Annotated in this window: 11 protein-coding genes and 1 pseudogene; 5 read left to right on the top strand and 7 right to left on the bottom strand. The window is 65.5% G+C overall.

All coding sequences use genetic code 11. The annotated features are described in order from the left end of the window. A partial coding sequence (locus tag I71_RS27550; RefSeq protein WP_042701540.1) for a biotin/lipoyl-binding protein occupies positions 1–623 on the bottom strand: 623 nt, incomplete at its 3' end. A 67-nt stretch (positions 624–690) separates the two neighbouring features. Beyond that, positions 691–2,319 carry a type I secretion system permease/ATPase gene (locus tag I71_RS27545; RefSeq protein ID WP_244434085.1) on the bottom strand — a complete coding sequence of 543 codons (1,629 nt, stop codon included), beginning with the start codon at positions 2,317–2,319 and terminating at the stop codon, positions 691–693. A 438-nt stretch (positions 2,320–2,757) separates the two neighbouring features. On the opposite strand from I71_RS27545, the gene I71_RS27540 reads away from it, so the two are divergent. Both I71_RS27540 and I71_RS27535 read left to right on the top strand, forming a co-directional pair. Continuing rightward, on the top strand, positions 2,758–3,285 hold the full coding sequence (locus I71_RS27540; protein WP_042701546.1) for a peroxiredoxin: 528 nt from the start codon (positions 2,758–2,760) through the stop codon (positions 3,283–3,285). 432 nt (positions 3,286–3,717) lie between these two features. Next, entirely contained in the window at positions 3,718–4,782 is a 1,065-nt protein-coding gene (locus I71_RS27535; protein WP_042701533.1) for a PHB depolymerase family esterase, read from the top strand. Positions 4,783–4,900: 118 nt separating this feature from the next. Here I71_RS27535 and I71_RS27530 read toward each other — a convergent pair whose 3' ends face one another. The 3 genes from I71_RS27530 to I71_RS27520 all read right to left on the bottom strand — a co-directional run bounded on the left by I71_RS27530 (position 4,901) and on the right by I71_RS27520 (position 8,390). Next, a complete protein-coding gene (locus I71_RS27530) occupies positions 4,901–6,022 on the bottom strand; it encodes an acyltransferase (RefSeq protein WP_042701530.1) in 1,122 nt (373 codons plus the stop codon). A gap of 178 nt (positions 6,023–6,200) precedes the next feature. Continuing rightward, complete coding sequence (eno, locus tag I71_RS27525) at positions 6,201–7,478, bottom strand: phosphopyruvate hydratase (protein WP_042701527.1); 1,278 nt, start codon at positions 7,476–7,478, stop codon at positions 6,201–6,203. A gap of 126 nt (positions 7,479–7,604) precedes the next feature. Then, complete coding sequence (locus I71_RS27520) at positions 7,605–8,390, bottom strand: alpha/beta fold hydrolase (RefSeq protein ID WP_049976364.1); 786 nt, start codon at positions 8,388–8,390, stop codon at positions 7,605–7,607. Positions 8,391–8,522: 132 nt separating this feature from the next. Between I71_RS27520 and murJ the strand changes: the two genes are divergently transcribed. After that, positions 8,523–10,073 (top strand): murein biosynthesis integral membrane protein MurJ, encoded by a 1,551-nt coding sequence (gene murJ, locus I71_RS27515; protein WP_042701525.1) that lies wholly within the window; start codon positions 8,523–8,525, stop codon positions 10,071–10,073. Position 10,074: 1 nt separating this feature from the next. On the opposite strand, the gene I71_RS27510 is transcribed toward murJ, so the two are convergent. Next, complete coding sequence (locus tag I71_RS27510; protein ID WP_042701522.1) at positions 10,075–10,917, bottom strand: sulfurtransferase; 843 nt, start codon at positions 10,915–10,917, stop codon at positions 10,075–10,077. A gap of 238 nt (positions 10,918–11,155) precedes the next feature. On the opposite strand from I71_RS27510, the gene fliN reads away from it, so the two are divergent. Together fliN and I71_RS27500 are read left to right on the top strand one after the other, a co-directional pair. Then, positions 11,156–11,458: a flagellar motor switch protein FliN gene (fliN, locus tag I71_RS27505; RefSeq protein ID WP_012975701.1), complete on the top strand. Its 303-nt coding sequence runs from the start codon at positions 11,156–11,158 to the stop codon at positions 11,456–11,458. A gap of 157 nt (positions 11,459–11,615) precedes the next feature. Next, positions 11,616–12,890, top strand: a complete 1,275-nt coding sequence (locus I71_RS27500; RefSeq protein ID WP_042701518.1) for a diaminopropionate ammonia-lyase — start codon at positions 11,616–11,618, stop codon at positions 12,888–12,890. On the opposite strand, the pseudogene I71_RS27495 reads toward I71_RS27500, so the two are convergent. Then, a pseudogene (locus I71_RS27495) lies at positions 12,871–13,200 on the bottom strand (hypothetical protein); the annotation flags it as partial. The gene I71_RS27500 and the pseudogene I71_RS27495 sit on opposite strands and share 20 nt — an antisense overlap.

Genomic DNA, 13,200 nt, shown 5'->3' with positions numbered 1-13,200 from the left:
TCGTCGCCGAGCGTGGCGATGCGGTCCTGGGTCAGCTTTGACTCGGTGTCGAGCTGGTTGCGGCGGACCTGGAACAGCTTCTCCTGGTTCACCATGGCGTTCTCGGCCGCCGGCTCCTTGGCGCGGCGGGCGGCCAGCTCGGCCGGCCATTCGATGGCTGGCTTCTCGAACAGCTCGGCCGACAGGCGCGCTTCGGAGGCCAGCGTGTCGAACAGGGCGGCGTTCAGCATCTCCAGCCGGGTCTGCGCCTCGGTGCTGTCCAGCCGCATCAGGATCTGGCCGGCCTGGACCCGGTCGCCCTCATTGACCAGGATGGCGCTGATGACGCCGCCCTCGGTGTTCTTCACCACCTTGCGGCCGGTCTCCGGCGCCAGCGAGCCGGAGGCGCTGATCGCGCTGTGCAGGGGGGCCACCGCCGCCCAGCCGGCCATGCCGCCGAAGCCGACCGCCAGGACCAGGAACCCGCCCAGCAGCAAGCCGCGAACGCCGGTTTCCGGCATCGTCGCCCGCAGCGCGTGGATCGAAGTGATGGTCGCGGACTTGCGCGACGGCTTGCCGGCGGGGGTTTCTGAACCGTTATCGCTGGAGAGCGGGGCGGGGAAGGTCGTGGTCATCGTGGTCATGGGACTTCCTTGGCTCTGTCGGGTCTGGCGTCAGCCGGATGGTCGGTCTCGGGGGCGGTGCCGGCGGTCAGCCGGCGACCCCTGCCGTGGCGGCGGCCGGACCCTGAGGGCCGAGATTACGCAGACGGGCGAGGTTGACGGCGCCGGGCTGGGCCTGCTGCTGCTCCGGACGCGGCAGTTCCATCGCCATGCCGTTCTTCAGCACGTAGGTGTGGTCGGCCATGTCGACGAAGACCGGGGCGTGGGTCATGACGATGGTGGTCGCCCCGCGCTCCTTGCAGGCCGCGACGAAGGCGCGGACCGCCTTGATGCCCAGCTCGTCCAGGCCGGCAGTCGGCTCGTCCAGCACCAGCAGCGGCGGCTGGCCGAAGGCGGCGCGGGCAATGCCGATCAGGCGGGCGCTGGCGCCGGTGATCGGGGACAGCGGGTCGTTGACCTCGGTCTCGTAGCCCATCGGCAGGCTTTCGATCCACTCATGGATGCCGACGGCGCGGGCGGCGTCCTCCACCTGCTCGCGGGTGGCGGTGGTGAAGCGGGCGATGTTGTCGGCGATGCTGCCGGGCAGGAGATCGACCTGCTGCGGCAGGTAGCCGATGCCCTGTTGGGGGCTGTCGGGGGTCAGGGTGGCGACGGACAGGCCGCCGAGCCGCACCGTGCCGGCCGACGGCAGGGCGACACCGGCCAGCAGGCGGGCCAGAACCGACTTGCCCGAACGGTTGGGGCCGGCGATGCAGACGGTCTCGCCGGGCTCGACCGACAGGGTGACGCTGCGCAGGATCGGCTTCTGGTCGCGGGGCGAGACGAACAGCAGGTTCTCGACGGTCAGGCGCTCGCTCTCGACGGGCACGGAGGGACGCTCCGGCTCCCGCGACAGGCGCTTCAGCAGCGGCAGCAGGCGGCGGACGGCCTGGGCGGAGCGGACCAGCCCGCCCCAGGCGCCGGCGGTCTGCTCGATCGGGGCAAGGCCGCGGCCGACCAGCATCGAGGTGGCGATCATGCCGCCGAAGGACAGGTGCTGCTCGATCACCAGCCAGGCGCCGATGCCCGTCACGGCGATCTGCAGGACCATGCGGACCCATTTGGTGGCGGCGCCGATGGCGGCGCTGCGCTCATGACCCTGGCCCTGCATGGCGCTGGCGGTCAGGAAGTCGCGGTTGACGGCGTCCAGCGAGGCGTTGCCCATGCGCAGGCCGCGCACCGTGTCGGAGCGCGACGCCAGGGCCTCGAACAGCTTCTGGGCGCGGCTGGCCGGCAGCTTGCTTTCGTCGTTGATGTCCTTGACCGCCACATAGCCGATCCAGCCCATCACCGCCATGATCAGCATCGACACCACCAGCACCAGCGCCAGCATCGGGTGGATGACGTAGATGCCGATGACGTAGAGCGGCGCCCAGGGCAGGTCCATCAGCGCCGGCAGCGACGGACGCGAGAAGGCGCCCTTCAGCTCCATCAGGTCGGCGAGCGGGCCGTTGTCCGGGCGGCCGCGGCCGGCGGCGTCGAGCGCGTCGGCGGTCAGCCGGCGGCGCCACCGCACCTCCAGCGCGTTGCCGGCACGGGCCAGCAGGCGCGACCGCACCATCTCCAGAAGCCCGCTCAGCGTCAGCGCGATCACCACGATGACGGTCAGCATGACCAGCGTGTCGTAATTGCCGGATGGAATGGCGCGGCTGAAAACCTGAAGCGAATAAAGCGGCATGGCCAACATCAGCGCATTGATTGTGGCACTGAAGACAAATGTACTAACAAGTATCCTGGTAAAATAACCCCGATTGAATGACGCTTCCGGCTTGTCGTTGCCGGGCTGTCGCAAAGAGTTGGTCTTGGTTGAAACAGGCATGAACAGCCCTCCAATTGTCACCGGTCGGCGCAGTGCCCACTGGATGCAGGCGAGACCAGGGAACGCGATCTTAGTAAATGGGACATTAACATCCCCGGACGTCACAGGATTGCCACCGGATGCCACCACTTTTGCGCGGAAATGCCCCGATATTGTTTGTTCCTTGGGGGATGACTTGGCGCAGCCGAGTGGCGGACGGGGCATGACCTATGGCCGGTTGGAGGGGGCGGGCATTACCGCTATCGTGCTCTGGCGGCGATTCCGCCGGTCCATTCCAAACGAAAGCCGGAGATGACGATGGAAGGGCGCAAGGTCCCCTCGGTGGTGTTCAAGACCCGCGTGCGCGACGAGAGCGTCGGCGGGCCCAACCCGTTCCGTTGGCAGGACGTGCGGAGCGAGGAGCTGTTCCAGGGCAAGCGGGTGGTGCTGTTCTCGCTGCCCGGCGCCTTCACGCCGACCTGCTCCAACGAGCAGTGCCCGGCCTTCGAGCGGCTGTATGACGACTTCAAGGAACTGGGCATCGACGAGGTCTATTGCCTCAGCGTCAACGACGCCTTCGTCATGTACCAGTGGGGCAAGAGCCTGAACCTGAAGAAGGTGAAGCTGATCCCCGACGGGTCGGGCCACTTCACCCGCCGGATGGGCATGCTGATCGACAAGGATCATGTCGGCTTCGGCTTCCGCTCCTGGCGCTACGCCATGGTCGTGAAGGACGGCGTCGTCGAGAAGTGGTTCGAGGAACCCGGCATCAACGACGAGGGCGAGAACGGCGACCCTTACGGCGAATCCTCGCCGGAGACCGTCCTGACCTATCTGCGGAGCTGAGACACACGAATTGGCTCCCTAGGGGGCCACGGTTCGCGATGGGATGCAGGGTATGGGATGAAAGGCCGGCGGGTCGAAAGCTCTGTCGGCCTTTTCCATGGCTGCCTTTTCCGGAGCCTTGCCGCTGTTAAGGCGCCGGCAATGGCGAGCGTGGCATCATATATGTTTGCGTGCATAATAAACGCAAACATTCTTTTTATTAGACAATTGCGATTGCATCGCTACCTTTGCTGCAGGCTTCTGCCTGCGGTTTCACCCAAAGAGGAAGCCGGCAACAACATGATCGTGCGACCGGTCCAGTCCGCTGGGACTGGATCGGCACGGCGGGGATGGAGGACGCGACGAGGGGGCGGTGCGCAGATCGCCGCTGTCCATGCGACGCACTGTCCATGCGACGTTTACACCCTACAGCAGGGCAAAGGTGACCCTCCCATGAGCATTTCCAAGCAAGCCCTTTTGAAGACCGCGCTGGCGGCGCTCGTCGTCCTGGCGCCGCTTCCGGCCGCCGCCCAAATCAAGCTTTCAGACCTGAAGCTGAAGATCGACCCGGCCCAGACCACGGTGTCGGGCATTTCCTCCGGTGCCTATATGGCCGGGCAGTTCCAGGTCGCCTTTTCGGGGCTGGTCAAGGCGGCAGGCCTCGTTGCCGGCGGCCCCTACGACTGCGCCGAGGTGTCGGAAGGCGGCATCGCTCCGGCCGTGGTGGCGCTGAAGCGCTGCATGGACGTGGCGATGGGGCCGCCCGATGTCGGTGCGCTGGTCGCCAACGCCAGGGCGCGCGAAAAGGCGAAGGAGATCGACCCGCTGGCCAACATGGCCCAGTCGAAGATCTACCTGTTCAACGGCGACAACGATGTCACGGTGAAGCGCCCGGTCGCCGACGCCACCGAGCAATTCTACAAGGCGCTGGGGGTGACGGACGCGAACTTCACCTATGTGAAGCTGCCGAAGGCCGCGCATGCCTACATCACCGACGGCTATGGCGCCGCCTGCGACTTCATCCCGAAAGAGGGTGAGAAGAGCGAATATATCAACAATTGCCAGTACGATCAGGCGGGCGCCATCGTCCGCTTTTTCTATGCCGATGCCAGGACGCCGAACGCTCCCGCCGCGGCCCGCCAGCCTCAGCTGTTCAATCAGGCGCCCTTCGTCGGTGACACCAGCCGCAGCGGCATGGCGAAGACCGGCTACATCTATGTTCCGGAAGCCTGCGAAGGCGGCCGGCAGACCTGCCGCATCCATGTCGCCTTCCACGGCTGCCAGATGGCGTCGAACCTGATCGGCGACCATTTCGCCGTGAATGCCGGCTACAACCGCTGGGCCGACGTCAACAACATCGTCGTCCTGTATCCGCAGATCGACGGCAATGCCCGCCCGACCTCCAACCCCAAGGCATGCTGGGACTGGTTCGCGTACACCGGCTATGATTTCGCCCGCAAGAGCGGCTTCCAGATGACCGCTGTCCGCAAGATGATCGGTGCATTGGCCGGGGAATAGTGCCGTAGGGAGATCATCGGAGACCATCGGATGCATTGGCGGGGATCTGATGGTCTCGCATCTTATGATTGTACAGAAGGTCTGTCGGTGGGTTGGCCCGCTCTCATTCCTCGCCGCTTCATGCCTTGGGAATAGCGGCTTTTTGCGGGGGGCGCATTTTCCGATTCAGGAAGCGGATGATGGGGACTTCGTAGAGCTTGTGATACAGGACGCCCGCAAGGATGCTCGCCATGATGCTGAAGAACAGTATGACGATGAGTTCTGCGGCGGTGCTTGCATGCGCCATGTGAGTGTTGATGGCGGAAACCACGCGAAACAGCACCGAAATCACCGGCCAATGGACAAGATAAATTGCGTAGCTGGCATCGCCAAGCAGGATTGGCAGGCGTGGTGTTTTGAGTGCCTTCCCTTTCTCAAGATAACAGCCTCCCAGCAGGATGAGAGAGAAGGGGACCGTGAGGATCCAACGTCCGGCGAACGGGACCGTCCATAGGGCAGGCGCAAGGCTGGTGATCCCAGCCACAAGCAGAAGCCCTGCGGTTGCCGGGCTTGCGTTTACCCGGCGCCATATGTATGCGCAGATCAATCCCCCGACGAACTCAAGATAGATGGTGTCGAGAAGACTGAACGATGGAATGTTCCTAGGCAGCGCCAAGGTGAACGGTGCGTTGAGGGTTATAAGAGATACCCAAAAAATAACCAAAATAGCGAAGTATTTCCTTCGCAAAAAATAGATCGAAAATATAGAATAAAATGCCATTTCATAGACGAGCGTCCATGCGACGCCCAGCGCCGGCTTTCCAAAATATGGAAGAAGGAATAGAGAAGAGACAATGCTGATATTGGCGTCATGCTTTATTTCAAATTTTGCTTTTAAAAAATTTACAGCCAGGTAGGCAATTGAGATTGGAATGTATGGCGGGAAAATTCTTATTGCTCTCCTTAGGAAATATTCACTCAAGTTTTTTGTGTTGTCACTCTTGTCGTAATGCGAATTTAAAATAATAAAGCCGGACAGGGTGAAGAAGAAATCGACTCCAATATATCCTGCATTCAAAACAACGCCGAGATGATACGGGAAGTGTCCTATGATGTAAGGCTTGAAAATAATTTTGAAATGATAGGCGACGACCATTATAGCCGCAAGGGCCCGATAGGCCTGAATGATTTTTATCTGAGAGGAGTGCGGGCGAATGGAAGTGTCATCGCGCAAAGCGATGCTGGACTGCGGCGTCTTCATAGGGGGCAAAAATTCATGCGGCATTCTGATTTGAGATAGGATCTGGCGCAAAATAGCTGCACAGATAATTCAAAATGCCAATGTTTCGATCCGCCCTTGGCGAGCGGTTCGGATCGAGTAAACGAAAAAGGCTCCCCTCCCGCAGATCGGAGAGGAGCCTTTCCGGTATCGAAGGCTATCAGGCCTTCAGGATGCCGCGGCCGGCGAAGCGGGCGGCGACGCCGAGCTGCTCCTCGATGCGGATCAGCTGGTTGTACTTGGCGAGGCGATCGGAACGGCTCAGCGAGCCGGTCTTGATCTGGCCGCAGTTGGTGGCGACCGCCAGATCGGCGATGGTGCTGTCCTCGGTCTCGCCCGAACGGTGCGACAGGACGGCGGTGTAGCCGGCCTTGTGCGCCATGTCGACGGCTTCCAGCGTCTCCGACAGCGTGCCGATCTGGTTCACCTTCACCAGGATCGAGTTGGCGACGCCTTGGCGGATGCCCTGGGCCAGACGCTTGGGGTTGGTGACGAACAGGTCGTCGCCGACCAGCTGCACCTTGTTGCCGATGGCGTCGGTCAGCGCCTTCCAGCCTTCCCAGTCATCCTCGGCCATGCCGTCCTCGATCGAGATGATCGGGAAGCGGCCGGCCAGATCGGTCCAATAGGCGACCATCTGTTCCGGCGACAGCGACTTGCCTTCGCCGGCCAGCTCATACTTGCCGTTCTTGAAGAACTCGGTCGAGGCGGCATCGAGCGCCAGCATGACGTCGTCGCCCGGCTTGTAGCCGGCGGCCTCGATGGCCTTCATGACGAAGCCGAGCGCCTCGTCGGTGGAGCCGATGTTGGGGGCGAAGCCGCCCTCGTCGCCGACATTGGTGTTGTGGCCGGCATCCTTCAGCTTCTTCTTCAGCGACTGGAAGATCTCGGAACCCATGCGGATGGCATCGGCGCCGGTCTCGGCGCCCACCGGCATGATCATGAATTCCTGGATGTCGATGGGGTTGTCGGCATGGGCGCCGCCGTTGATGATGTTCATCATCGGCACCGGCAGCAGCGAGGCGAAGGCGCCGCCGACATAGCGGTAGAGCGGCAGGCCGGCATCCTCGGCGGCGGCGCGGGCGACGGCCAGCGACACGCCCAGGATGGCGTTGGCGCCCAGCCGGCCCTTGTTCTCGGTGCCGTCCAGGTCGATCATCGCGAGGTCGATGGCGCGCTGGTCGTCGGCGTCCAGGCCGGCGAGCGCGTCGTAAATCTCACCGTTGACGGATTCGACAGCCTTCAGCACGCCCTTGCCGCCGAAGCGGGACTTGTCGCCGTCGCGCAGTTCGACCGCCTCATGGGCGCCGGTGGAGGCGCCCGACGGCACCGCGGCGCGGCCGAAGGCGCCGCTGTCCAGCGCAACGTCGACTTCCACGGTCGGGTTGCCGCGGCTGTCCAGGATTTCGCGGGCGTGAATCTCGGTGATGACGCTCATGATCGGTCGATCCTTCGAGGAATGGCAGCCGCGTTGTCTCGCAGGCCGCGTTTTAAGGCGCGCTGGCTTGATAGCCCCGACGTCCGGGCGATGCAATATCTGCTTCGGCTTACAACCCCGCGCGACTCAGAGGAATCCCTCCACCATCGCGGCGAATTCAGCCGGGCGTTCGGCGTGCAGCCAGTGTCCGACGCCCTCGATCATGCGGATTTCCGCCTTGGGGAAATGGCGGCGGATGGCGTCGTGATGCTCCGGCCGGATGTAATCCGACGTGCCGCCGCCGATGAACAGGGCAGGGCCATCGTAATGGGCATTGCCGAAATCCGGGAAGCCGATCAGTTCCGCCATGTTCGCGCCGATGGAGTCGAGATTGATCCGCCAGGAGAAGACGCTGTTCTCCAGCACCAGATTCTGCATCAGGAAGGATCGCAGCGGCGCCTCGGGCACGGCATCGACCAGTTGCGCCTCGACCTCCGGCCGGCGGGTGGCGCCCACCAGCTTGGCAGCCTTCATGGCGGCGACATAGGGGGCGTGGGTGTGGGTGTAGGCGACGGGGGCGATGTCGGCGACCACCAGCCGCTCGACCCGCTCGGGATGGGCCAGCGCCAGAGCCATGGCGGTCTTGCCGCCCATCGAGTGGCCGACGACGGTGGCACGGGCGAAGCCGCGGTCGTCGAGGAAGCGCAGCACGTCGGCCGCCATCTCCGCATAGCTCATGCCGTCGGCCCAGGGCGCCCCGCCATGGTTGCGCAGGTCGAGCGCGTAGACCCGGTGCGATTCGCCGAAGCGGCGGGCCAGGGTCTGCCAGTTGCGGGCCGAGCCGAACAGTCCATGCAGGACCAGCATCGGCGTTCCGCCATTGGCTTCGCCGGCTTCCAGATAGGTCAGGGGGAGGGCTTGCTGCTGCGGCATGTCGGGGCCTTCGACCTGTGATGTTGGAAGATGCGTTCTGGACGAATGCGGGCGGCGATCCTATGACGAACGCGGGCGCATCGCTAGGATGCCGCCGGGCATCATCCGCATCACAGAAGCGACCCTGCCATCGTGTTCCGTCATATCCTGTCCGTCGGCGGCCTGACCCTGGCCAGCCGGGTGCTCGGTTTCCTGCGCGACGTGCTGACCGCGGCTCTGCTCGGCGCCGGGCCGATTGCCGACGCCTTCTTCGTCGCGTTCCGGCTGCCGAACCATTTCCGCGCCCTGTTCGCGGAAGGCGCCTTCAATTCGGCCTTCGTGCCTCTGTTCTCTGGCAAGCTGGTGCAGGACGGCGCAGCATCCGCCCGCCGCTTCGCCGACGAGGTGATGACCCTGCTGGTCATCGTGCAGCTGGTGCTGCTGCTGGCGGTGCTGGCCTTCATGCCGCAATTCATGACGGTCTTCGCCCCCGGCTTCGCCGACGAGCCGGAGAAATTCCGGTTGGCCGTGCTGTTCACCAGCATCACCTTTCCCTATCTGCTGCTGATCTCGCTGGTATCGCTCTATGGCGGCGTGCTCAACAGCATGAGCCGCTTCGGGTCCGCCGCCGCCGCTCCGATCCTGATGAATCTTTGCCTGATCGCGGCACTGGTGGTCGGCACGCCGCTGATGCCGACGGCCGGACACGCTCTCTCCTGGGGCGTGCTGGCGTCCGGTGTCGCGCAGTATCTCTATCTGGCCCGGGACGCCCGGCGGGTCGACATGACGCTGCGGCCGGTGATGCCGCGCCTGTCGCCCGACGTGAAGCGCTTCCTCAAGGTGCTGGGGCCGGCGGCTCTGGGCTCCGGCCTGACGCAGATCAGCCTGTTCGCCGACACGCTGATCGCTTCGGCGCTGCCGACCGGTGCCGTGTCCTACCTCTATTATGCGGACCGGCTGAACCAGCTGCCGCTGGGGGTGATCGGCATCGCCGTCGGGACCGTTCTGCTTCCGGAAATGTCCAAGCGCATCAAGAGCGGCGACGAGGCCGGCGCGGTCGACAGCCAGAACCGCGCCATCGAGCTGTCGCTGGTGCTGACGCTGCCTGCGGCCATCGCCTTCCTGGTGGCGGGCACGCCGATCCTGTCGGTGCTGTTCCAGCGCGGCGCTTTCGGTCCGTCCGACGCCGCGGCCTCCGCCGTCACCTTGCAGGCCTATGCGCTGGGGCTGCCGGCCTTCGTGGTGATCCGCAGCCTGGTCAACGGCTTTTACGCCCGTCACGACACGGCGACGCCGGTGCGGGTGGCGTTGGCGGCGGTTGGCATCAACGTCGCGTTGAAGCTGGTGCTGATGGGGCCGCTGGCCCAGGTCGGGCTGGCGGTCGCGACCTCCGTCGGCGCCTGGGTGAACGCCGGGCTGCTGGCGCTTCTGCTGCACCGGCGCGGCCTGTTCCGTGCCGATGCGCGCCTGACCCGCAATCTGCCGCGCATGGTGGTTGCCGCCGTCGCCATGGCCGGCGCCCTGTGGCTGGCCACGGAGCAGCTTTCCCCCTGGCTGGGCGCCGCCGGAGTGGTGGAGAGGCTCGGCGGCCTGCTGGTGCTGGCGGCGGTCGGGTTGGCGGTCTACGCCATTGCCGCCGTCCTGCTGGGGTTGGTGCGGCGCAGCGACCTCGGCCGTCTGCGCCGCCGTCGGGTCAAAGCGTAATTCAGCCTTCGGTCTGCAACGGCCGTTCCGGATCGGCGCTCCATTCCGACATGGAGCCGTCATAGAGCCGCACGCCCGGCACGCCGGCGATCTCGCTCAGCGCGAACCAGGAGACCGAGGCGAGGTGGCCGGTGTTGCAGAAGGTGATGGGCTGGTCGCGCATCGGCAGTCCGGCCCGGTCGGCCAGCGCCTTCACCGCCCCGGGCGAGGCGAAGCGGTGTTCCGCCGCCGAGAACAGGGCGGCAATGTCGAGATTGACCGCACCCGGAATGGTCCCGGCGGCGCGGGCCTGCGGGCTCTTGGCCTTGCCGGCAAACTGCTCGGCGGAGCGGGCATCGTGCAGCGGCGTGCCGCCCGCCTTCACCGCCGCCTCGACATCTTCCAGCGTCGCGCGCAGATCGGTGCGCGGGTGGATGGCGAACGTCGCCGGCTTGCGCTCTGCCGGCAGCGGGTTGACATGGCCGTCGGCCGCGATCCAGGCGGCGAACCCGCCGTCCAGCACCGACACCGCATCATGCCCAAGCATCTTGAAGGTCCAATAGACGCGGGTGGCATTGCCCATGTCCGAGGCATTGGCGCCGGCCGCCACCAGCACCACATGATCGCCGTTGCCGATCCCCAGGCCGCCGATCACTCCCGCCAGTGTCTCGGGTTCCGGCAACATCCCAGCCCCGCCGCCGACCACAGTGCGCCAGCCGGCTGTTGCGTAGTCGGAATGAACCGATCCCGGAACGAAGCCGCCGGCAGGCGGAGTCCGTACGTCCAGCACGATGATGCCGGGGCTGTCGAGCCGGCTTTTCAGCCAGGAAGCGTCCACAAGCGGGGAGATGCTGCTGTCGGTCATCACGGTGAACCCGGTTCCGGTTGGTCGATGCCTTGCCCTGCCATTATCGTTGCGCTTCGGCAACGAAAGGGTCGGCGGGCAGGCGGGTCGACAGTGTGGGCGAAGCATTGGTGTGGGAAAAGCCCAATCTTGTCGCAATCCCTGTCTGTCGGTGGCGTTGCCGGCTAACCCGTCCGGGGTGTAGGATGTCGCGTTCGTGTAAGAAGGCGCCCATTCCGGCGCGGGAGCTTGGACATCCATGGCCAACATCGACGACCTGCTCGGCGCGTCCGATCCCAATGACGGCGACGCCTCGTCCTTCGCCATCGGCGATGCGCCGGTGGAGATCAAGGTCGTCATCGGCACCGCCATGCTCCGCGTCCGTGATCTGCTGAAGCTGGGCCGCGGTGCCGTCGTCGAACTCGACCGCCATCTGAAGGATCCGACCGACGTCTATGTCGAAGGCGTTCTGGTCGCCCGCGGCGAGGTGGCGATCATCGACGACAAGATCGGCGTCACCTTGACCGACTTCATCAAGTCCAGCCGCGAATGGAAACGCTGACCGCGGCATCCTGCCCTTGTTGATGCTTCAATCGGCTGCAGTGGCGCTCGCGCTGCCGTCTTGACGGCGGGTGGTGGCTTCTGGTCTCGTTGTTCACGGTCGTGGGGTGTGCCGTCGCCGACGGCGTCATTCCCCGGCCGGCCTGGAGAGCGAAGCCATGCCCCACCACACGGTCTCCCCATCCTCCTGCCTGCCACGCCATTATTCCAACCCGAAAGCCGACCATGAGCGGGTCTACGGCCCGTCGGAACGCGCCATTCTCAGCCGCGCCGCCTTCGACGAGGCGATGGCGGAAATCGGGGCCTGGCCCGGCTATGCGCCCACCCCCTTGCGCTCCCTGCCTGGTCTCGCGCGGGAGGCCGGGATCGACCGTGTCTGGTACAAGGACGAAAGCACGCGTTTCGCGCTCGGCAGTTTCAAGGCGCTGGGCGGAGCCTATGCCGTGCTGCGCCTGCTGGCGCGGGAGGTGACGGCGCGGGTGCCCGGCGTGCCGGTGACGGCGCTGGACCTGGTCGTCGGCCGCTACGCCCAGGTGACGCGGACGCTGACCGTCGCCACAGCCACCGACGGCAACCATGGCCGGTCGGTCGCCTGGGGCGCCCAGGTGTTCGGCTGCAATTGCGTGGTGTATGTGCCCTCGGTCTGTACGCCCGGCCGCCGTGCCGCCATCGAGGCGTACGGGGCACGGGTGGTGGTGGTGGACGGCCCGTACGACGATGCAGTCCGGCGTGCCGCCGCCGATGCGGCGGAACAGGGCTGGTTCGTCGTCTCCGACACCTCCTACACCGGCTATATGGATGTGCCGCGCGACGTGATGCAGGGCTACACCGTGATGGTGGAGGAGGCGATCACCCAGCTTCCCGCCAGCGAGCGGCCGACCCATGTCTTCGTGCAGGGCGGCGTCGGCGCACTGCCGGCGGCGGTCTGCGGCCATCTGTGGGAAAGCTGGGGCCGCCAGCGGCCACGCTTCGTGGTGGTGGAACCGCACAACGCCGACTGCCTGTACCAGAGTGCGATCGCCGGCCGGCCGGCGCGGTCGCAGGGTGACCTCGACACGGTGATGGCGGGGCTTGCCTGCGGCGAGGTCTCGCTGCTGGCCTGGGCGATCCTGGAACGCGGCGCCGACGATTTCCTGACCATTCCCGACGATGGGGCGATCATTGCCATGCGCAAGCTGGCCGGCGGCAAGTCGGCAGGCAGCGGGCAGGGGGGGCGTCCGCTGGTGGGCGGCGAATCCGGTGTCGCCGGGCTGGCCGGGCTGCTCTGCGCCGCCGCGCATGAGGAGGTGCGGATGGCGCTTGGCCTCGTGCCCGACGCCCGCGTCCTGGTGTTCGGGACCGAAGGGGCGACCGATCCGGAGGTGTATGAGCGGATCGTCGGCAGCTCTCCGGAGATGGTCGCCGAGGGGCTGATCAGCGCAGCAGGTCGGTGACGATGTTGGCGCCATCGGCAGTCAGGCGGTCGGCTGTCTCGCGGTAATCGCGGGCGCCGGAAAAGCCGCCTTCGGCCGTCACGCGCCGGATCCAAGCCGGCGACGCGCCGAGCGACACCAGACGGTCGACCATCGTCTGGGTGGAGCGCATGGTCATCCGGCCATTCTCCGCCATGCGCGGGGCATGCACCATGAACTCCGCCCGCGGAGCGGCATAGCGTGGATAGCCGGCCAGATAGAGGCCGACGCACATGCTCTCGCAGGAGTCACCGTCGCGAAACCGGGTGGCGACCGGTCGGCCGCCCTGGCG

Source organism: Azospirillum sp. B506 (assembly GCF_000333595.1).
GTDB lineage: Bacteria > Pseudomonadota > Alphaproteobacteria > Azospirillales > Azospirillaceae > Azospirillum.
Note: the sequence above shows the minus strand (reverse complement) of the source record. Positions and strands in the feature narration are given on the sequence as shown.